The 19,380-nt window shown below is 70.3% G+C and carries 18 protein-coding genes and 1 pseudogene; 7 read left to right on the forward strand and 12 right to left on the reverse strand.

Annotated elements, in window-relative coordinates; all coding sequences use genetic code 11:
- Window positions 1-122: 122 nt before the first annotated feature.
- Window positions 123-2,129, reverse strand: coding sequence for a glycosyl hydrolase family 18 protein (locus tag ACGFI8_RS41880; protein WP_392813260.1), 2,007 nt, complete (start codon window positions 2,127-2,129; stop codon window positions 123-125).
- Window positions 2,130-2,385: 256 nt separating this feature from the next.
- Between ACGFI8_RS41880 and ACGFI8_RS41885 the strand changes: the two genes are divergently transcribed.
- The 3 genes from ACGFI8_RS41885 (at window position 2,386) to ACGFI8_RS41895 (ending at window position 6,610) form a co-directional block, all read left to right on the forward strand.
- Window positions 2,386-3,648 carry an ROK family protein gene (locus ACGFI8_RS41885; RefSeq protein WP_392813262.1) on the forward strand — a complete coding sequence of 421 codons (1,263 nt, stop codon included), beginning with the start codon at window positions 2,386-2,388 and terminating at the stop codon, window positions 3,646-3,648.
- Window positions 3,649-3,936: 288 nt separating this feature from the next.
- Window positions 3,937-5,514, forward strand: coding sequence for a glycosyl hydrolase family 18 protein (locus ACGFI8_RS41890; RefSeq protein WP_392813263.1), 1,578 nt, complete (start codon window positions 3,937-3,939; stop codon window positions 5,512-5,514).
- A gap of 79 nt (window positions 5,515-5,593) precedes the next feature.
- On the forward strand, window positions 5,594-6,610 hold the full coding sequence (locus ACGFI8_RS41895; protein ID WP_392813264.1) for a WxL protein peptidoglycan domain-containing protein: 1,017 nt from the start codon (window positions 5,594-5,596) through the stop codon (window positions 6,608-6,610).
- Window positions 6,611-6,665: 55 nt separating this feature from the next.
- On the opposite strand, the gene ACGFI8_RS41900 is transcribed toward ACGFI8_RS41895, so the two are convergent.
- The 6 genes and pseudogenes from ACGFI8_RS41900 to ACGFI8_RS41925 all read right to left on the reverse strand — a co-directional run bounded on the left by ACGFI8_RS41900 (window position 6,666) and on the right by ACGFI8_RS41925 (window position 11,423).
- Window positions 6,666-7,529 carry an urease accessory protein UreD gene (locus tag ACGFI8_RS41900; protein ID WP_392813266.1) on the reverse strand — a complete coding sequence of 288 codons (864 nt, stop codon included), beginning with the start codon at window positions 7,527-7,529 and terminating at the stop codon, window positions 6,666-6,668.
- Entirely contained in the window at window positions 7,529-8,197 is a 669-nt protein-coding gene (ureG, locus tag ACGFI8_RS41905; RefSeq protein ID WP_392813267.1) for an urease accessory protein UreG, read from the reverse strand. Before ureG ends, ACGFI8_RS41900 begins: the two co-directional genes overlap by 1 nt.
- Before the next feature lie 33 nt (window positions 8,198-8,230).
- Complete coding sequence (locus ACGFI8_RS41910) at window positions 8,231-8,953, reverse strand: urease accessory protein UreF (protein WP_392813269.1); 723 nt, start codon at window positions 8,951-8,953, stop codon at window positions 8,231-8,233.
- Between the two features lie 7 nt (window positions 8,954-8,960).
- Window positions 8,961-10,679 (reverse strand): urease subunit alpha, encoded by a 1,719-nt coding sequence (gene ureC / locus ACGFI8_RS41915; RefSeq protein WP_392813271.1) that lies wholly within the window; start codon window positions 10,677-10,679, stop codon window positions 8,961-8,963.
- A 122-nt stretch (window positions 10,680-10,801) separates the two neighbouring features.
- Window positions 10,802-11,098 (reverse strand): annotated as a pseudogene (gene ureB / locus ACGFI8_RS41920) (urease subunit beta); the annotation flags it as partial.
- A 25-nt stretch (window positions 11,099-11,123) separates the two neighbouring features.
- Window positions 11,124-11,423 (reverse strand): urease subunit gamma, encoded by a 300-nt coding sequence (locus ACGFI8_RS41925; protein ID WP_392813341.1) that lies wholly within the window; start codon window positions 11,421-11,423, stop codon window positions 11,124-11,126.
- A gap of 236 nt (window positions 11,424-11,659) precedes the next feature.
- On the opposite strand from ACGFI8_RS41925, the gene yut reads away from it, so the two are divergent.
- Window positions 11,660-12,679, forward strand: a complete 1,020-nt coding sequence (gene yut / locus ACGFI8_RS41930; protein WP_392813273.1) for an urea transporter — start codon at window positions 11,660-11,662, stop codon at window positions 12,677-12,679.
- A 198-nt stretch (window positions 12,680-12,877) separates the two neighbouring features.
- A complete protein-coding gene (locus ACGFI8_RS41935; RefSeq protein WP_392813275.1) occupies window positions 12,878-13,978 on the forward strand; it encodes a cellulose binding domain-containing protein in 1,101 nt (366 codons plus the stop codon).
- A gap of 24 nt (window positions 13,979-14,002) precedes the next feature.
- Here the strand turns inward: ACGFI8_RS41935 and ACGFI8_RS41940 are convergent, their stop codons facing one another.
- Complete coding sequence (locus ACGFI8_RS41940) at window positions 14,003-14,647, reverse strand: cyclase family protein (RefSeq protein WP_392813276.1); 645 nt, start codon at window positions 14,645-14,647, stop codon at window positions 14,003-14,005.
- Between the two features lie 79 nt (window positions 14,648-14,726).
- Window positions 14,727-15,281 (reverse strand): DUF488 family protein, encoded by a 555-nt coding sequence (locus ACGFI8_RS41945; RefSeq protein ID WP_392813278.1) that lies wholly within the window; start codon window positions 15,279-15,281, stop codon window positions 14,727-14,729.
- 163 nt (window positions 15,282-15,444) lie between these two features.
- Here ACGFI8_RS41945 and ACGFI8_RS41950 point away from each other — a divergent pair, with 163 nt between their 5' ends.
- Both ACGFI8_RS41950 and ACGFI8_RS41955 read left to right on the forward strand, forming a co-directional pair.
- The gene (locus ACGFI8_RS41950; RefSeq protein WP_392813279.1) at window positions 15,445-15,765 is read left to right on the forward strand and encodes a DUF6092 family protein; all 321 of its coding nucleotides are present in this window, start codon (window positions 15,445-15,447) and stop codon (window positions 15,763-15,765) included.
- A complete protein-coding gene (locus ACGFI8_RS41955) occupies window positions 15,755-16,303 on the forward strand; it encodes a nitroreductase family protein (protein ID WP_392813280.1) in 549 nt (182 codons plus the stop codon). The genes ACGFI8_RS41950 and ACGFI8_RS41955 overlap by 11 nt, the downstream gene beginning before the upstream one ends.
- A 12-nt stretch (window positions 16,304-16,315) precedes the next feature.
- On the opposite strand, the gene ACGFI8_RS41960 is transcribed toward ACGFI8_RS41955, so the two are convergent.
- The 3 genes from ACGFI8_RS41960 to ACGFI8_RS41970 form a co-directional block, all read right to left on the reverse strand.
- On the reverse strand, window positions 16,316-16,705 hold the full coding sequence (locus tag ACGFI8_RS41960) for a cupin domain-containing protein (RefSeq protein ID WP_392813282.1): 390 nt from the start codon (window positions 16,703-16,705) through the stop codon (window positions 16,316-16,318).
- 26 nt (window positions 16,706-16,731) lie between these two features.
- Window positions 16,732-18,132: an NAD(P)/FAD-dependent oxidoreductase gene (locus ACGFI8_RS41965; RefSeq protein ID WP_392813342.1), complete on the reverse strand. Its 1,401-nt coding sequence runs from the start codon at window positions 18,130-18,132 to the stop codon at window positions 16,732-16,734.
- Window positions 18,133-18,300: 168 nt separating this feature from the next.
- Window positions 18,301-19,374 (reverse strand): ABC transporter ATP-binding protein, encoded by a 1,074-nt coding sequence (locus tag ACGFI8_RS41970; RefSeq protein ID WP_392813344.1) that lies wholly within the window; start codon window positions 19,372-19,374, stop codon window positions 18,301-18,303.
- Between the last annotated feature and the right edge of the window lie 6 nt (window positions 19,375-19,380).

A 19,380-nucleotide genomic window follows, 5' to 3' on the forward strand; every position in this document is an offset into this window, starting at 1 on the left:
GGGTGTTTTTGTGCTTCCCCCCCTGGGTGTGGGGGGGGGGGGGGGGGGGGGGGGGGGGGGGGGGGGGCGGGGGGCCCCCCCCCCCCCCCCCCCCCCCGGCGTGCGGAGAGAGACGGGTAGGGCTAGATCAGCGTGACAGTGAGGACCGCGGTGTAGGCGCCGACGGGGGTGTCGAAGGGGACTCCGAGGTTCAGGCCGCCGCCGCAGGTGAACTTGCCGGTGCTGGCGCCCTGGTTGGCCGAGCACAGCGTGTGTGCCGTCGAGAGGCCCTTGCCCGGGGTCAGTGCCGGGCCGGCGACCACGGTCGGGGTGGTCGTGGTGCTGTGTTCGAGGTTCATCGAGCCCGGTACGACCGCCGCGGTCGGCGCCCAGGCGAGGTCGGCGGCCGGGATGGTCGCCGTTCCGGCACCGCGGAAGTCGCTCACCTGGCCGGTGAGGCTCCACCCGGCGTTGTTACCCCTCGGATCCACGACGGTGATCGACTTGAGGGCCCCCGAGACGAGTTGGTCCTGGCCGTTGAGCTGGACCTGGCCCAGGTTGATGGGCGTGTTGTCCGCCACGCTCAAGCTCAGCGCGCCGCCGGTGACCTCGGTGACGATCGTCTGCTGGCCCGGGTCGACGCTGCCCACGCTGGCTACGGCGTTGACCATGCGGCTGTTGATCGGGTCGGGGTCGATGGTGGCGACCGTCAGCGTGTAGGCGCCCGGCTTGGCGTACGTGTGGGTGCCGGTGACCGAGAAGGCTCCGTTGCCCAGCGGCAGCACCACCGCCGCGCTGTGCGTGTTGTCGCCCCAGTTGATCTCGGCGGTGAGTGACGCGGCCGAGCTGCCGGTGACCCGGGCGACCTCGCCGCTGAACGCGGTGCCCTGGCCGGCCATGATGGAGGCGCCCTTGACGGTCGGGGCCGGCGCGGCCACGACCTTCTCCGGCTCGAAGGGCAGGGCGATGGCGCGCAGTTGGCTGTTCTGCGCATCACCGGTCAGCTCCCAGGTGAACATGCCGTTGAGGCCATGCTCCTTCGCGTACTGCGCCCGGATGCCGAGCGACTGCGCATTCTCGAAGCTGCACAGGCGCAATGCCGCCGGGTCCCACACGTACGGCGACAGTGCGTACGGGTCCCAGTTGACCAGGGCGGTGGTGCCCGCCTTGAGGGCGTTCGCCATCGTGGCCGAGCCGCAGCCGGTAGCCGTCCAGTTCCGGTAGAGGCCGTTGTTCTTGTCGTCGGTGACCAGGAAGCCGCGGCTGAGCGTGAACTCCGCGCCCAGGGTGATCTTGTTGGCCGGCACGCCCTGGGCCTGGTAGAGCTTCACCGCCGCGTCGATGCTGTTGTAGGGATCGCCGCTGGTGTCCAGGGGGTGCTTGTAGAGCGGCTGGTTGAACATGGAGATCGGCGAGTAGCCGGTGCCCATGTCGTAGGTCATGATGTTGATGGTGTCGAGCGTCCGGCCCAGGGTCGCCAGGTCGAAGCTCTTCAGCACGTCGTACGGCGCGCCGTGCACGTTGTCGCCGGAGTCCTGCCAGCGGCCGGCCGGAAGCGCGGCGGTGACGAGGAAGTCGCGGCGGCTCCTGCCGTGCGCGTCCGCGTAGGCGTTGAGCTGGGTGCGGAACTCGTCGACCAGGAGGTTCATGTTCTCCCGGTCCTCGGCGCGGTAGCCGATGTTGTTCAGCCCGCCGCTGACGGGGAACTCCCAGTCGATGTCGATGCCGTCGGCCACCCCGTTGGCGATGAAGGCGTCGACGCACGAGGCGACGAGCGTCTTGCGGCTGGCGTCGGTGGCGGCCGCGTCCGAGAAGCCGCGGGCGCCCCAGCCGCCGAGCGAGCGGATCACCTTGAGGCTGGGTTGCTTCTGCCGCTGGGCGAGCACCGCGTTGATGCCGGCCTGGGAGGCGGTGGTGCACTTGCCGCCGCTGATGGTGGAGAACGCCCAGTAGAAGTGGGTCACAAGACCCATCTGGATGGAGCTGAAGTTCGGCGTGGCCTGCAGCAGGTACCCGCCCACCATCGGGCTGGTCGGCGCTGGCACCGTCTCGCCGGAGGTGGCCGGCTCCGCGGCGGCGGACCCTGCGGCGGCGATCGCGGTACCAGCCGCTAACAGGCCGACCAGTCCGGCGCGGGCCAGCTTGCCCATCCGCCGACCGGGTCTGCGGGTGCTGGGTGGTTGCATACTCTTCCCTCCTGCGATCCAAAGACCGCAGTGCTCAATGGGGGTGGGGGAGATAAACGAAACGTTCTTTCCTATTCCTACGGCACGTCCATGATCGCGTCAAGGGGGCGGAGGAGCACGGACCGGGACGCCCGCTGCTGGCCCGTCTGCGGTCATGCCCGGGTTGAGCTTCCGGGGTATCGTCAATTCCGGACATACATACGGAAGGCAGGCTGGGCTGTTGGCCGACATACCCGCCGGTACCGCGGTGCTGCGGCAGTTCAACACTTCGCTGGTTCTCGCTGCGGTGCGCCAGGCGCGGCGCCCGCTGCGCATCAGCGAGATAATTAGCGTCACTCGACTAACTCGGCCGACGGTCGCGCAGGCCATCGAAGAACTGAAGACGGGTGGCCTCGTCGTCGAGTCCACGGACAGTCCGGACGGGGTCCGCCAGGGCCGGCCGGCCGCCGTCTTCGAACTGCGCCCAGGTGTCGATCCCGTACTCGGCATCGACCTCGGACCGCACGCCGTGAAGGCCCGGGTGAGCGACCTGGGCGGCAATACGCTCGCCGCATCGGCTCGGGCGGTGTCCCGGCCTCACGACGCGGTGGCCGTGCTGGCCGGGGTGCGCCGGGTCATCGACACCTGCCTGCGCGACGCGAATCTTGACAGTGCGCAGATCGCCGACGTGGTGGTCGGTTCCCCGGGAGTGGTGGACCCGGTCGCCGGACGGCTGCGGCTCGCCCCGAGCATGCGGGGATGGGAGACCTTCAACATCACGAGCCATCTGGAGAAAGAGTTCCGCTGCCGGGTCCACCTGGAGAACGACGCCAACCTGGCGGCGGTGGCGGCGGCGAGCCGGCTGCCCGGCCGCACGATCATCGCGATCCAGTGGGGTGCGCGGCTCGGCGCGGGCATCGTGATCAACGGAATGCTCCATCGCGGCAAGGACAATGCCGCCGGGGAGGTCGGCCTGATCAGCTTGGACGACAACCTGGCCTTCGACCGGGACGGCAGTGGTCCGCTGGAGGCCCGGATCGGTAGCACGGGAATGATCAATCTGGCCCGTGACGAGTTCTCCGGCCTGCCCACCACGCGACTGCACTCATACCGCGAACTCACCGCAATGGATGTGTTCAGCGCCGCGGCCGAGGGTGACGAGCGGGCCGTCGCCGTGCTGGACCACACCACGGGCATCCTCGCCCGCGCCCTCAGCCCGGTCATCCTCGCGCTCAACCCCGACATCCTCGTCATCAGCGGTGGCATCGCCCATGCCGGCGACGTCCTGTTGCAGCACCTCAGGCGGCATCTGCAGGCCCGCACGTATTGGGTGCCCGAGCTGGAGTTGTCGGAGTACGCGGAGCACACAGTGGTCATCGGCAGCGTGGAGCTGGCCCGGCAGCACACCTGGGAACGGCGCCTGGCCGCGGCCAAACAGAAGCTGGAGCTGTCGGAGTACACCGAGCGCGCAGCGACCAACGGCGGCGCGGAACTCGCCTGGTAGCGCCCCTGGGACCGTCCGCCTCGGCCGACCGGCGCTGGATTCACAACGACCTTGACGAAACCGGCTGCGCGAACAGGGAACGCGGCCAGGTGCTCATGCTCGCGGTGCTGACCTGCCGAAGCGCCTGGCCTGGGACGCTCCCGTCATCTGCGGCACTGGCTGCGCGGGCGAGTTGACGGCCTGATTCCGTCGATGCAATTAAGATCTTGCCCTGGACGGTCGAGCACGGGTGCGCTAAGTTCTCGCCCAATAGAAAGGGAGCTTTCGAATAACGGAGAGTAGTCACCTATGAAGACACCCCTGTCGCAGCGGTTACGCGCGCTCGGCGCGGTCACGCTGCTCGCTTGCACGCTCGGCGCCGCGACCGGTGCCGTCCTTGCCGCGCCGGCCCAGGCGGCGGCGACCGCGCCGGGCACACCGATCCCCCCGCACGTGTTCGCCCCGTACTTCTACAGCAACTCCCCCACCGACACGCTGTACCAGGCCAGCCAGGACTCTGGCGCCAAGTACCTGACCCTGGCCTTCCTGCAGACCCTGAAGCACGGGGACTGCACCGTCTACTGGAACGGCCGCGCCGATTCGCCGATCGGATCGACCTACGCCGCCGGCATCGCGGCCATCCGTGCCGCCGGCGGCGACGTCTACCCCTCCTTCGGCGGATCCGCGGCCACCTCCGGGTCGCTCACCGAGCTGGCCGACAGCTGCCAGGACGTCAACGCGATCGCGGACGAGTTCAAGCGTGTCATCACCGCGTACAACTTCACCCGCATCGACCTGGACATCGAAGAGGAGTCGCTGGCCAACCCCGTTAACTGGCCAGGAATCGACCGGCGCAACAAGGCCATCAAGATCGTTCAGGACTGGGCGAAGGCCACCGGACGCACGGTCGAGTTCGTCTACACGCAGCCGACCTTCACCGACGGCCTGAACAACGGCAGCATGTTCCTGCTGCAGAACGCGGTCAACAACGGCGCCCGCATCGACGGCGTACACCTCATGACCTTCAACTATTACGACGACGTCTCGGACGCGTGCAAGGCGAAGACCGGACCCGCGCACGACATGGCCGCGGAGACGTTCAAGGCCACCCAGGCGACCTACGACATCCTCCACGGGCTCTACCCGCAGAAGACCCCGGCCCAGTTGTGGGGCATGATCGGCGTCATCGTGATGCCGGGCCCGTCCGACTTCGGCGACTGCGAGACGTTCACCACCCAGGACGCCGTGAAGGTGCTCAACTGGGCCATCCAGAAGAACATCCACGGCATCTCGTTCTGGTCACTGCAACGGGATCAGCGAGGTGCTGCCCGGACGTACACCTGGAAGCCGTACCAGTACACGCAGACCTTCGCGCCGTTCACACATGGCGACAACTCGGCCCAGACGGCCATCACGGCCACGGTGACGGGTGGTCCACTCAGCCTCGCCGTCGGCGACATGTCGCCGGTGGCGCTTCCGGCCGTCGCGCTCAACGGCCAGGACCAGGTGGCGACAGGGCCCCTGGGCCACGTCACGGTGGTCGACTCACGGGGCACCAACGCCGGCTGGAGCCTGACCGGGCAGGTCAGCGACTTCCGGTCACCGGCAGGGAACCAGACCATCGCCGCGGCAAACCTCGGCTGGGCACCGACCGCCGGCCTGGTGCCGGGCCGCATGAACCTGGTCCGCACCACCAACGACTCGGTGGTCACGGCAGGGCCCGCGAAGGTACCTGGCTCTGGCCTGTCCACACCGCAGGCACTGTGCTCGTCCGCTGCCGGCGCGAGCACCGGGACGTTTGACTGCGGGGCCACCCTGAACCTGGGCGTGCCCTACAACGCAGCGCTGGGGACCTACACCGGCGTGCTGACTCTGACGCTCGTCTGACCCGCCGATCCGCCCGCCGGGCGTCAGGGTGGTGATCCACCATCCCTGGCGCCCGGCGCCTTGCACAACAGGAGCGACCGTGACCGAGCTTGCCCGTCTCCGCATCCGATCCGGCCGTGCGATGGTCGCGGCCGGCCTCCTCCTGGCCCTGTCCAACGTATGGCCCGCCATACCGGCCACGGCCGCACCCGCTGAGGACGCCATTCAATGGGCCGTCGGCCCGGCCCCCTCCGCCAGCGGCGAAGCCCGCTCCACCATCGACTACACCCTCCCGCCGGAAACCGAGATCACCGACCGGGTCGCCATCAGCAACCTCGGCACCGAGGCATTGACCCTCGCCGTCTACGCCACCGACGCGTTCACCACGCCGGAGGGCAGCTTCACGTTGCTGACGGCCGACCAGCGACCTGTCGACCTGGGCAGCTGGATCAGCTTCGAATCGCCCACCGTCACCATCGCCCCGGGCACCACGGTCCAGGTGCCGTTCCGCATGGCGCTGCCCAAGGACGCCACACCCGGAGATCACGCGGCCGGCATCGTCGCCAGCCGTCAGGTTTCCGGCTCGGCCGACGGCAACACCCGCCTCGCGGTCGACCAGCGCGTGGGCACGCGCGTCTACGTGCGCGTCAACGGTGCGCTGAACCCTGCCCTGTCCATCACCAAGCTGTCGGTCGACTACGGCGCAGCCATGTACCCGTTCCGCAACCGGGATGCCACAGTCACGTACACGGTGCACAACCGCGGCAACATCCGGCTCGGCGGCACCGGAACCATCTCGTTGCTCGCACCGTTCGGGGCCCGGATGGCGAAGTCCCAGCCGGTGTCGATACCGCCGCTGCTGCCCGGCGAATCCTTCACGGCCACCGCCACCATCGGCGGCGCGTTGCCGGCCGGCCGAGTAACCGCCCGGATGGACCTCGACGGTGTGAACCCGCCCGGTGTAGTGCCGCTGGACACCCCGCACCAGCGCGAGACCGCCACGACATGGGCGGTGCCGTGGCTGCTCGCCGTCGCCGTCGTCGTTCTCCTGCTGGCCTGGCCCGGTCGCCGCATGCTCCGCACCGGCTACCTGAGCATCCTTCGCCGCAACCGCTGACCGGGCAGCGTGCCCGCGCCGCGTGGAGCTGCTGGCGCAGCCGCGCGACGCGGGCTCAGCTTTTGCGGAGGTCCGGAGCCGGCGATCCCGTGAGGTGGCGGCGTACGGTGTCCCACGCGGCGTGCAGGGCGTACCGCACGGGAATCGCCGACGGTCCGAGGATGCGGGCGACGAGGCCGGCACCGAACGGCAGTGTGCTGACTCCGGCGATGATGTCCTGGCTGTCGTCGAGGCACGCGCGCAAGGCCGGGTGCAGGCCGCGCGTCCGCTCTTGGGGCGCCAGCGTGAAGAAGGACGCGTGCACCGCGTGCCGGCCAAGGCGCGCGGGTGTGTCGGCACGGCCGGAGGCGCCGCCGAACGACAGCGCGTCGGCGGCGATCGGCAGGCCGTCGGGGCGGCGGATGCGCGTCGTCGCGCGGTACAGGTCGTAGGCGTGCCGCTCCCCGCGGGCCACCCGCCCGGGCAGCAGGGTTTCGGCGAGCAGCACCGTCGCCTGCGGATGCGCCGTGACGTCGAGCCGGCCGATGAACCGTGAGTGACGGTACGGAATGACGGGATCGGGGAGGTACTCCACGAGGCTGCCGGCCCCGGCGGTGAGGTTGACCAGTTGTGCGGCGTGGCCGGACTCCATGCGGTAGATCTTCGTCGCGGCCTGGGTGGTCAGGTGGACCTCCGCGCCCTCGCCCACCTCGACGTCGATCCGATACCGGTCGCCCTGGAGCATGCCGTCGCCCTGGTGCTGCAGGTAGACGAAGGCCATTCCGGGCCGCCGCGGGTCCAGGTAGATGGGTTGGAAGATGTACAGCGGTGTCCGCTGGAACTGCTGCGTCACCCGCGTCACCCCGGATATCGACGCGAACCGCAGGTCGAGCAGCCCGACGGTGCCCGGCGGCCCGTCGCCGGCCCCGGACGGCGGCATCAGCGCCGGGGTCCGGTCGACGCCGGTCGCGCCAGCATGCCCGCGGCCCGCAGGTGTGCGAGCACCTCGGCGATCCCCTGGCCTGAGAAGCAGTCGGTGAACACGAACGGGCGTCCGGCGCGGACCGCGCTGGCGTCACGTTCCAGCACCGACAGGTCCGCGTGGACGTGGGGCGCGATGTCGATCTTGTTGATCACCAGGAGGTCCGACGAGGTGATGCCCGGCCCACGCTTGCGCGGGATCTTGTCGCCCTCGCCCACGTCGATCACGAAGATGAAGAAGTCCGCCAGCGCTCGGCTGTAGGTCAGGGTCAGGTTGTCCCCGCCCGATTCCAGCAGCACCACGTCGGTGTCCGGAAAACGGCCGGTCAGCTCGCTCACCGCGTTCAGGTTCATCGTCGGGTCGTCGCGCACGGCGGTGTGCGGGCAGGAACCGGTCTCCACGCCCACGACCTTCTCCGGCGGCAGTACGCCCGACAGCGTGGCCCGTACGTGCTGCGCGTCCTCCTGCGTGAAGATGTCATTGGTCACCACGACGGGCCGGTGACCGCCGGCGACGAGACGGGGCACCAGAGCCTCGATCAACGCCGTCTTCCCCGAACCCACCGGTCCGCCGATGCCTACCCGCGGTACGGGGCCGCCGAGCCGCTGCAGACCCGCTCCGTTCATCCTGCTTCCTCTGGATCTGTTTCCACTGATCGGTCAGCTCATGAACAGCCGCAGCGCGGCATGTTCGTGCCGCATGCCCATCACGTCGACCAGCGGCGTGGAGCTGGACATGTCATCCAGTCCCGTCCGGGATGCGCGACGCGCCGAACGCTCTGTCACCGGCTTGCACCGGTGCAGTACGGCCTGGGCCATGCGGTGGTCGGCCACCCCCAGGCGCACCGCGGCGTTGAGCCATCCCGCCGCGAACGTATAGAGCTCGGTTGCCACCGCGTGCTGCAGGGGTACCGCGAGCTCGGCGGCGAGGATCCCGGTCACCACCGCGCCGTTGCCCGGCGCCGCGCCGCGGTCCACGAGGCGGGCGTACGCCGTGAGCGCCGGCCCCGCGAACGAGCCCACCACGGTGCCGAGCACGCCACGCCCGGTCCGGGCGGAGGCCTCACGCGCCTCCCGGGCCAGTTTCACCGAGGTCAACCGCAGGTCGGCGTCGAGCGCCAGCCGTTCGTCGAACCGTCCGGGGCCGGTGGCCGCGGAGACGGCCCTGTGCGCCCAGGCCAGGGCGACACCGTCCGAGGTGGCGATCCCGTGCTCGAGCTGGCCGGTCAGCAACGACAGCAGGCCCCGAACGTCGCTGCGGACGGTCACCTCGCCGGCCTGGACGAAGGACTCCAGGCCGTGCGAGAGGGTGTAGCGGCCGCAGGGAAACGCCGAGTCCGCCACCTGTACCGCCGCGAGGAACGGCTGGAGAGCAAGCGCCACGGTCGTCTCACACGATGTAGTACAGCTGGGCGAGCGAAACATGGTCGGCGGGCGGCACGCTGGCCAGTTCCCCGTCGACGTACACCCGGTAGGTCTCCGGATCGATGGTGATGTCGGGCGTGGCGTCGTTGCGCACCATCTCCTGTTTACCGATGCTGCGGCAGCCGCGGACGGGCTCGATCCAGCGGTCCAGCCCAAGGGCGTCCGGCAGGCCCGCGTCGACGGCGGCCCGCGACAGGAAGGTGATGGAGGTACGGCCGGCCGCCTTGCCCCAGGCTCCGAACATGGGCCGCAGCAACACCGGCTCGGGTGTCGGGATCGACGCGTTGGGATCGCCCATGATCGACCAGGCGACGAAGCCGCCCTTGAGGACGTACTTCGGCTTCACGCCGAAGGTGTTGGTCGGCCAGAGCACGATGTCGGCGACCTTGCCCGGCTCCAGCGTGCCGACCAGATGAGCGATCCCATGGGTGATCGCCGGGTTGATCGTGTACTTCGCCAGGTAGCGCAGAATCCGGTTGTTGTCGTGCTCGGCCGGATCGCCGGGCAGCTTGCCTCGCTGCTGCTGCAGCTTGTCCGCGGTGCGCCACACGGTCGACACCGTGTCACCGATGCGCCCCATGGCCTGCGCGTCCGACGAGTACATCGACAGCACACCCAGGTCATGGAGCACGTCCTCGGCCGCCACCGTCTCGCCGCGGATCCGCGACTGGGTGAACGCGACGTCCTCGGGGTTGCGCGGGTTGAGGTGATGGGTGACCGTGACCATGTAGAACAGGTTGTCCGTCGTGTCCGTCGTGTAGGGCCTGGTCGGATTCGTCGACGACGGAAGGACGTTCGGCAGGCCGGCGATCGCCATGATGTCCGGCGCGTGACCGCCACCGGCGCCTTCGGTGTGGTACGTGTGGATCGTGCGGCCGTCGATCGCGTCGATGGTCTCCGCCAGGTAGCCGCTCTCGTTGAGCGTGTCGGTGTGGATGGCCACCTGCACGTCGTACGCGTCGGCGACGGTCAGCGCGCAGTCGATCACCGACGGGGTGGCGCCCCAGTCTTCGTGCACCTTCAGCCCGCACGCCCCCGCCTCGATCTGCTCCGCCAACGTTTCCGGCCGGCTGCTGACGCCCTTGCCCAGCAGACCGATGTTCACCGGCAGCGTGGCGGTGGCCTCCAGCATCCGGGCGATGTTGAACGGCCCCGGGGTACAGGTCGTGCCCTTGGAGCCATCGGCCGGTCCGGTACCCCCGCCCAGCAGGGTGGTGATCCCGTTGGACAGGGCGTGGGGAATCTGGTCGGGCGTGAGGAAGTGCACGTGCGCGTCGATGCCGCCGGCGGTCGCGATCAGCCCCTCACCCGAGATGACCTCCGTCCCGGCCCCGACGATGAGGCGCGGGTCCACCCCGTCCTGGGTGTAGGGGTTGCCGGATTGGCCTACCCCGGCGATGCGGCCGTCCCTGATGCCGATGTCCGCCTTGACGATGCCGAGGATCGGGTCCATCACGACCACCGACGTGATCACCGTGTCGAGGGCGCCGTCCTCGTTGCGTACTCCGGGAGTCTGGCCCATGCCGTCACGGGCGGTCTTCCCGCCGCCGTAGACGAGCTCCTCGCCCGGTGTGAGCAGGCTGGCCTCGACCTGCGCGACGAGCTGGGTATCGGCCAGGCGGAAGCGGTCGCCGGCGGTCGGCCCGTAGAGCGAAGCGTACGTGCGGCGCGGAATGCTGCTCATCAGGAATCCTCCCGCCGCGCACCCGGGGCACCCGGGGGCGCGTCCCACTCCCGCGCTCCCCGGTATCCGCGCTCCTTGGCTCGGCGCATCGCCTGCCGGGCGGTGCGTTCGGCGCCGATGGCGCCGCCGACGACATCGTCGAAGCCGACGATGCGCTGCATCCCGCCGAACCGTACGAGCTCGACGTCCTTCTCGTCACCAGGCTCGAACCGGACCGAATTGCCCGCCGGGACGTTCAACCGCATCCCGAACGCCTTGGTCCGGTCGAAGTCCAGCGCACGGTTCGCCTCGAAGAAGTGGTAATGCGAGCCGATCTGAATCGGCCGGTCACCGGTGTTGTGCACGCGCAACCGCACCGTCTGGCGCCCGGCGTTGATGTCGACCGGTTCCTCGCCCAGCAGCCACTCGCCAGGAATCATGGCCAGCACCCCATCACGGCGGCTCTCATGGAATGGGATTCGACACGGAGATCAGCTGCGTGCCGGTCCGGAACGTCGCCTCGACCTGCACCAGCGTCACCATGGCGGGAACTTCCGGCATCACGTCGTCACGCGTGAGCACCTGCTTGCCGAGCTGCTGCACCTCCGCCAAACTCCGCCCGTCGCGGGCCGCCTCCAGCAACGCCTCGCAGATCAGCGCGATCGACTCCGGAAAGTTGAGCTTGAGCCCTCGCTCCTTGCGCCGGCGGGCCAGCTCCGCGACCTGGTAGATCACCAGCTTCTCCGTCTCCCGCGGCGTGAGCATCAGCGAGGAGATCCACGTCTCGGCACCGGGGGTCGACGAGGTACCGGCGGCGCTCCGCTCCTGGCTCATCGAGGCCTCCTTCAACGGCGGAAGCGAACCGACACATCTCCTACCCCTCCCCCGAGTGGTAAACCATGCGCACGTCACGGCAGCCCCCGAGGCGTAATCGCGCACCGATCGGGCACCACAACCGACAAACGCATGTGATGAGCCGCGGAAGGCATGCGGTGCACACAATGGATGTCGGCCGCTCGTGGCACGACGCCACGCAGCGGTACGCCTTGGTCGCCTTCATCGACGCGAACCTGCGGGGTGCGTCCCAGGTCCTGCTGCAGAACAACCCGGCCACCGGACTGATCATCCTCGTGGCCGTGTGCTGGGGAGCGGTCGACGCACAGACCCCGCGGGCGGCGATCGGCGCCGTCGCCGGGCTGGTCGTGGGCACCACCACCGCGCTGCTGCTCAGAATCCCGCACGCCCCCGTCCGCGAGGGACTCTTCGGCTTCAATCCGCTGCTGACGGGAGTCGCCATCTCGATCTACCTGCGACCTGGCGCACTCATGTGGATTTACCTGGTGATCGGCGCGGTCGTCACCACTGTGGTGACGGTGGCGACAGGCGCGGTCCTCAAGACCTGGGGTGTGCCGCCACTGACCTTCCCGTTCGTCCTGACCACCTGGTTTCTGCTGCTGGCCACCTACCAGTTCGCACGGCTCGGCAACATCGCCATCGGCCGGCCGGCACTGCCGCACACCCTGGACCAGAGGGCCGCCCACGTCCATGTGACCGCCGCCTTCCTGACACCGAGCATGCTCAAGGACGTCTCCGAGGTGTTCCTTCTCGGCAACTGGGTCACGGGCGCGCTCATCCTGGTCGCGCTCGCGGTCAGCTCACGATGGGCAGCCGGCTCGGCCATCGCGGGCGCCGTGGTGAGCACACTCTTCGCGGTGTGGGTCGGCGCCAGCGCCAGTGCTGTCGCGGTCGGCCTCTACGGGTTCAGCGCGGTGCTCACCGCCGTCGCGCTGGGCGGCGTCTTCTACCACCCGTCCCGGCGCCTCGTGCCGTACATGCTGTTCGGCATCGTCTTCACCGTCGTCATCCAGGCGGCGCTGGGCACCGCGCTGGCCCCGGTCGGCATTCCCACGCTGACGGCGCCGTTCGTGTTCGCGACCTGGCTGTTCCTGCTGCCCAAACGCGACCTGGTCCAGACCGAGCACCACGAGCTGCCCGAGCACGACATGCTCAGGACCCGATGACCCGATGCCGCGTCCCGCCAGACGGCGAACGGTCGAGCCCCGGCCGGCGGTAACGCACCGCAACACCACGGCGGCGCGCCGGATCGTACAGATTTTGGCGGCTATGGCGAAACTATGCCGTTTGGCGGCTTACGTGCTAACGTCCCGAAATTCTTCGGGAGCGCTCCCAGAGCTGCACCCCCAGCACGAAGGAGCACCGTGGCACGTCTTTCGCACTGCCTGGCGGCCGCCGGCCTGCTGCTCGCGGCCTCGGCAGCCGCCGTGGCCGTCAGCAGCCCCGCGCACGCCGGCACCCCCACCTGCGGCAAGGTCGACACGACGACCATCCAGGACGCCTACGTGGTCATGAACAACGTCTGGGGCGCCGACACCGCGCAATGCCTCGACGTCACGGACAGCGGCTTCTCGGTCACGGCCGACCACAGCAAGCGCACCGACGGCGCGCCGGCCTCGTACCCGGCGGTCTACTTCGGCTGCCACTACAACTTCTGCTCCAACGGCACCAACCTGCCCATACGGGTCGGCGAGATCAACAGCGCGACCAGCAGCGTCACGTACTCGTACCCGAACAGCGGGGTCTACGACGCCGCCTACGACATCTGGCTCGACCCGGCACCCAGGGAGGACGGGGTGAACCAGCAGGAGCTCATGATCTGGTTCAACCGGCAGGGCCAGGTCCAGCCGGTCGGAACCCGGACCGGCAGCGTGACCATCGGCGGGCGCACCTGGGACGTCTGGACCGGGAACAACGGATCCAACGACGTCGTCTCGTACGTCGCGCCGTCCCCGATCACCTCCTGGAACTTCAGCGTCCGGGACTTCATCACCGACATCCAGAAGCGCAGCAGCGTCACCGACGCGTGGTACCTGACCAGCATCCAGGCCGGATTCGAGCCGTGGGTGGGCGGGACCGGCCTCGCTCTCACGTCGTTCGCCGCCAGCGTCAACGGTGTCGGCGGCGGTGCGACGGCAGCCGCGCCGGACAGCTGCCGAGTGACGTACACACCGAACAGCTGGAACGACGGCTTCACCAGTACCGTATCCATCACCAACACGTCGAAGACGGCCGTCCACGGCTGGAAGCTCACGTTCCCGTTCGCCGGAAACCAGCAGATCACCAAGGCGTGGACCGCGGACGTGTCCCAGGACGGCGCCGCGGTGACCGCCGCCAACACCCAGTACAACGGGTCGATCGCGGCGAACGGCAGCACCTCGTTCGTGGTGCAGGGCACGTACAGCGGCACCAACGCGTCTCCGACGGCCTTCAAGCTCAACGGCACCGCCTGCACCACGGGCTGACCCCGTCGCCGGGCCACCGGCGGGTCAAACCACCGCGACGGCGCGGACCGGGAACGACCCCATCGCCCGCACCGGTGCGGGCAGCACGGTCAGGCGGCTTCCGGTGTCGGGAACGGCATCGAGGTTGGTCAGGTTCTCGATGATCGGGATGTCGGCGCCGAGCAGCCGGGCGTGGGCGGTCCGGGCCGGGTCGTCCGGGTCGTCGATGCTGACCGAGTCGATGCCGACAAGCGCGGCGTTGGCGTCGACGAGCGCGTCCACGGCGCCGGCGGTGAGGTGCGAGCAGTCCAGGTTGAGGTAGCGGGGCGTTCCCCAGTGGCGCGCCCAGCCGGTGTACACCAGGACGGCACTCCCCCACAGCCGGTCCGGGTCGCCGAGGTCGAGCGCGGTCACGGCCTGCCTGCCGAAGGCCCGCACAACGGTGATCGGGACGCCGACCAGGCGTTCGAGCGGCAGGCGGGCCAGATCGGCGCGGTCCTCGTGGTAGTGGTACGGCGCGTCGAGGTATGTGCCGGTGTTGCCCACCAGGGTCAGCGACTCGACCTCGAACGACACGCCTGAGACCGCCCGCGGGACGGCGACCGTCAGGTGCGGACTCGGCACGTCCGCGCGGGTGAGCATCCCGGCGACGATCTCGTGCGAGAGGTCCACGAGCACACGTCGCAGCATACGGAGCACGGCATCCAGCCGTACCGGATTCGCGAACCGTGCCGGCGACGGTGATGATCCCGGCGGGCATTCCCGGCATTCAGATGCCGGGGATGGTGTCCGCAACGTCGTAGACCGGCCATCCGTCCGCGCCGCGTCGCACGGTCTGGTGCGGGCGGTGAACTTCTGACCGGCCAACCGTGATCAGGTGTACGACCTCCGCGCCGCGCAGCGTCAGCGCGTCTGCGACCAGCATCCGATGGCAGTGCCACCACGCCGTCTCCGCGCACATGATCGCCTGCCGCTCAGCGGCGGCCCGCTCCACCAGCGCGTCGACCGCGGACCGGAACTCGCGCGTGTCCATGTGGTCGGCGTATCCGGCGAATTGACGGTTCCGCAGCGCGGTGTGCCGGGAGTCGGGGCGGGGTGACCGGCGGCCGCCCAGGGCGTCGCCCTGCCAGCGGTACGCGATGGCCTCGCTGCCGAGCGCGGCGGCGAGCGGCTCGCGGGCGAAGTGCGGATGCCTGCGCGACACGGGGAAGCGGCGGATGTCGATCAGCTCCGTGACCTCCGCGGCGCTGAGCACGGCGATGAAATCGCCGATCGGTCGGGCGCCGTGCCCGACCGTGAGTACTCGAGGCTTCCCCGCCTGCACGAGGTCATTGTGCGCCCTGGGACCGGATCGGCCGCCGCGATCGCCAAAGGCGCTCGGCCCGAGCCGGGCCCAGAACCCGTGGCGCGGGTGTAGACCGGCGTCCGCGGGTAGTGCTCACCCGGCGCGCATGCGACGTGCGCCGCGGCGACCGGGGGGAACGAGGATGGTGCTCACCGAGGACGAGGCGATCGAGCTCCTCGCCTACCTGGTCACCGCCGCCCGGACCCAGCTCGACGAGGCCGCGGAGTACGGCCCGCTGCGGCTGCTCACCGCCGCGCAGCGCCTCGCCGGGTACATGGCGCCACGGGTGGCGCCGGAGACGCGGGCGCTGCTGGAGGGGCCCATCCAGCGGGTACCCGCGACTGCGACGAGCTCGGCCGACCGGGACGGGTACACCGCGACGCTGGACGGCGTGTGCCGGGCGCTCGGGGAGCACCTCGTCACGCGGTACGGCATCGACCGGGGTGGCCACGATGAGCCGTGACGCCCTCGAGGTCATCCGGACGCGCCGAGTCGTGCGGGCCATGACGGACGAGCCGGTCCCTCGGGACCTGCTGGAGCGCGTCCTGGACGCCGCCGCGCACGCGCCGAGCGCGGGCAACCGCCGCTTCCAGCGGTTCGTCGCCGTCGACGACGGCGCGACACTGCGCGTGTTGCGCATGGTCTCGCCCGGCATGCTGCAGCGCCCGGCGGCGGTCGTCGTGATCTGCGTCGACGCGGCGCTGGCCGTGGAGTACGGCTTCCGGGCGGGCAGCAGCGGCCTGTACATCGACGTCGGTACCGCCGCGCAGACGATGCTGCTCGCGGCCCACGCGCTCGGCCTCGGGTCCGGCCCGGTGACCTCGTTCAGCAAGGCCGCCGTCAGCGCGGTGCTGAACCTGCCCCCAGGGTGGAGCCCGGAGCTCATCGTGTGCCTCGGCCGTCCCGCGGCGACGCAGCCGCCGCCGATGGCCCTGGGGCGGCGGCGCACCTGGCGCGACCTCACGCACTGGGGTCGCCTCACGACCACGGACGGCGCCTGAACTGGCGGCGCCTCACCCGGACTGCGGCGTACCGCCAGCCGGAATGATCGCGTACGTCTTGCGCATCGTCTCGTGCACGGTCCAGGTCCCCTCCCAGCCGTCCGGCTGCACGAGCAGGTCGCCCGGTCGCAGGTCGGTCCGGTGTCCATTGGCATCGACCACCGTCGCGCTGCCGGAGAGGATGTGGCAGACCTCGGTGTAACCGTTCCGCCGCGCGGTGAACTCCCCTGGCTCACACTCCCAGACCCCGGCCTCCGCCGCCCCAGAGCTGTCCGTCCACAGCTCGAGCGTGCGCTCCCGCTGACCGGTCCGGCTGGTCGGCTTGAGAACGGCCGGACCCAGCTCGGCGGTGCCGGCGGCGGGAAGTTGAACGGCAACGGGTGTGCCGGCGTGGGAATCCATGATCTTCTCCAAGGGGTGTGCGAGGGTCAGCGGCCGGAGATGACGTTGGCGGTGCGCGCGATCCACGAGGTGTGGCGGAGGCCGGCGTCCTCTCGGCGGTCGGCGGCACGATAGGCCGCATAGAGGCCGCGTACGGCGATCCAGCGCGCGGGTTCGGGTTCCCACCGGCGGACCTGCCGGCCGACCCACGGCAGCCGGACCAGGTCGGTGTCCCGGCGCAGCACCAGGTCGGTGAGGGTGCGTCCGGCGAGGTTCGCCGTGCTCACCCCGTGTCCGACGTACCCGCCGGCCCAACCTGTCCCGGTCCGCTGGTCGAGATGGACGGTCGCGCACCAGTCGCGTGGCACACCGAGGATTCCGGACCAGGCGTGGTCGACCCGGGCGCCGGCGGCCGCGGGAAAGAACCGGCCGAGCAGGCTGTGCAGCGCGGCGACGGTCACCTCGGGGGTCTGACCGCGCCGGTCCCAGCGGGAGCCGAAGCGATACGGGACGCCACGGCCGCCGATGGCGATGCGTCCGTCGGCGGTCCGCTGGGCGTACATGTACGCGTGCGCCCAGTCCCCGAGCAGCTCTGCCCCGCCCCAGCCGATCTGTTCCCACACGTGGTCGGGTAGGGGCTCGGTGGCGATGAGGGAGCTGTTCATCGGAAGCCAGGCGCGGCGCTGGCCGGCGATGCCCGCGGTGAAGCCTTCCGTCGCGCGCAGGACATGCGCTGCCCGTACCGTGCCGGCAGGGGTCAGCGCCGCGTGCGGTTCGATCGCAGTCACGGGGGTCTGCTCGTAGATCGTCACCCCGAGCCGCTCGACGGCGGCCGCGAGGCCGTGGACGAGTTTGGCGGGCTGGATCCGTGCGCAGTGCGGACTCCACGTAGCGGCAAGGGTACCGGTCACTCGGATCCGCCCTGCGGCCTCGCGCGGGTCGAGCAGACGGATGTCGTCCTCGCTCATGCCCCACTCACGATCATCGTCGAGTTCAGCGAGCAGGCGGGCCCGCTGCGGCTCGCTCCGGGCGACGCGCAGCAGGCCGTTCTTGACGATGTCGGCGTCGATCCCCAGCTCCGCGGCGACCGAGATCACCTCGTCGACGCTGTCGTACATCGCACGCTGCAGCGCGACGACCGCCTCCTTGCCGTGACTGGCCGCATACCGGCGGCGCGAGCCGGAGAGCTCACCGGAGAGCCACCCGCCGTTGCGCCCGGACGCGCCGAATCCAGCGAACTCCCGCTCGAGCACGGCGATGCGTAGCGACGGGTCGGCCCTTTTGAGGTAGTAGGCGGTCCACAGGCCGGTGTAGCCCGCGCCGACGATCGCGACGTCGACGTCGAGGCTGCCCGGCAGTGCCGGCCGCGCGGTGGGCTGCCCGATCTGGCGGTACCAGAAGGAAATCCCGCCGTTGGAGAACTGGTCCGTGCGCCGGGTGCTGACCATGGTCACGATCGTTCCTCTCCCCGCCGTCAACGTCGATGAGCATGCCGCAGGCGGCATGGTCCGCACAAGCCAATCCTGAAACGAAGGTCAACTCTGACGGCTCATGATGTCACTGGCCAGCGCAAGCCTTGGCGACCAAGCTGAACCCGGATTCAAATACGGGCGGGTTCAGGCGGGGTACGCGTGGGTTTCGGTGGCCTTGACCGCGGCCCATACCGGCTGGCCGGGGGCGAGGTGCAGGTGGGCGGCGGCGGCCGGGGTGATGTCGGCGGCGGCGGTGATCGGCCCGTCGAGCTGGACGCGCAGGTTGTCGCCGTGGTGCTGGATGCCGGCGATGGTGGCCGGCCAGGTGTTGCGGGGGCTGCCGTCGGGCTGGTTCGGGTGCAGCGCGACCGCGGCGGGCCGGAAGACCACGAAGGCGTCGCCGTGGAGCCGGTCGTCGCAGGTGAGGGTGAACCCGCTGGCGAGGTGTACGGCGGTCCCGTCGGCGCGTCCGCGGTAAAGGTTGAGCCCGACGAGCCGGGCGACGTAGTCGGTGCGGGGGCGGGCGGTGACGGCGGCGGCGTCGCCGTCCTGCACGACCCGGCCGTCCTCGACGATGACGAGCCGGTCGGCGAGCACGAGCGCGTCGAGCGGGTCGTGCGTGACGAGCAGCGTCGCGCCGGGATGGTCGGTGAGGTGGCGGTGCAGTTCGGCGCGGGTGTCCAGCCGGGTCCGGGCGTCCAGGGCGGCGAGCGGCTCGTCGAGCAGCAGCAGGGTGGGGGCGACGGCGAGGGCTCGGGCGAGCGCGACTCGTTGGGCCTGCCCGCCGGACAGCTGGCGTGGCTTGCGGCGGGCGTGTTCGGCGAGGCCGACGCGGGTCAGCCAGGTTTGGGCCCGGGCGCGGGCGGCCCGCCGGTCCAGGCCGTGCCGGCGGGGGCCGAACGCGACGTTGTCGACGGCGGTGAGGTGCGGGAACAGCAGGTAGTCCTGGAAGACCACGCCGATGGGGCGGTGCTCGGGCGGGATCCACGTCCGGCGGGCGGGGCGGTCGAGGTCGGTGCCGGCCAGGGTCGCGTGGCCGTCGCTGAGCGGTTGCAGGCCGGCGAGGGCGCGCAGCGCGGTGGTCTTGCCGGCGCCGTTCGGGCCGAGCAGGGCGACGACCTCGCCGGCGGCGATGCGCAGCGTGATGTCGAGGCGGAACGCGCCACGGTCGACGACCACGTGCGCATCCAGCAGGGGGGCGCCCGCCTCGGCCGGCAGCGCGGT

The sequence above is a fragment of the Dactylosporangium sp. NPDC048998 genome (assembly GCF_043197855.1).
Taxonomy (GTDB): domain Bacteria; phylum Actinomycetota; class Actinomycetes; order Mycobacteriales; family Micromonosporaceae; genus Dactylosporangium.

Coding starts and splice junctions, on each gene's coding strand:
- ACGFI8_RS41890 (WP_392813263.1), top strand. CDS start 3,937: ATGAAGACACCCCTGTCGCAGCGGTTACGCGCGCTCGGCGCGGTCACG.
- yut (WP_392813273.1), top strand. CDS start 11,660: ATGGATGTCGGCCGCTCGTGGCACGACGCCACGCAGCGGTACGCCTTG.
- ureC (WP_392813271.1), bottom strand. CDS start 10,679: ATGAGCAGCATTCCGCGCCGCACGTACGCTTCGCTCTACGGGCCGACC.
- ACGFI8_RS41955 (WP_392813280.1), top strand. CDS start 15,755: ATGAGCCGTGACGCCCTCGAGGTCATCCGGACGCGCCGAGTCGTGCGG.
- ACGFI8_RS41940 (WP_392813276.1), bottom strand. CDS start 14,647: ATGCTGCGACGTGTGCTCGTGGACCTCTCGCACGAGATCGTCGCCGGG.
- ACGFI8_RS41965 (WP_392813342.1), bottom strand. CDS start 18,132: ATGGTCAGCACCCGGCGCACGGACCAGTTCTCCAACGGCGGGATTTCC.
- ACGFI8_RS41950 (WP_392813279.1), top strand. CDS start 15,445: ATGGTGCTCACCGAGGACGAGGCGATCGAGCTCCTCGCCTACCTGGTC.
- ureG (WP_392813267.1), bottom strand. CDS start 8,197: ATGAACGGAGCGGGTCTGCAGCGGCTCGGCGGCCCCGTACCGCGGGTA.
- ACGFI8_RS41960 (WP_392813282.1), bottom strand. CDS start 16,705: ATGGATTCCCACGCCGGCACACCCGTTGCCGTTCAACTTCCCGCCGCC.
- ACGFI8_RS41880 (WP_392813260.1), bottom strand. CDS start 2,129: ATGGGCAAGCTGGCCCGCGCCGGACTGGTCGGCCTGTTAGCGGCTGGT.
- ACGFI8_RS41925 (WP_392813341.1), bottom strand. CDS start 11,423: ATGCTCACGCCGCGGGAGACGGAGAAGCTGGTGATCTACCAGGTCGCG.
- ACGFI8_RS41900 (WP_392813266.1), bottom strand. CDS start 7,529: ATGCCGCCGTCCGGGGCCGGCGACGGGCCGCCGGGCACCGTCGGGCTG.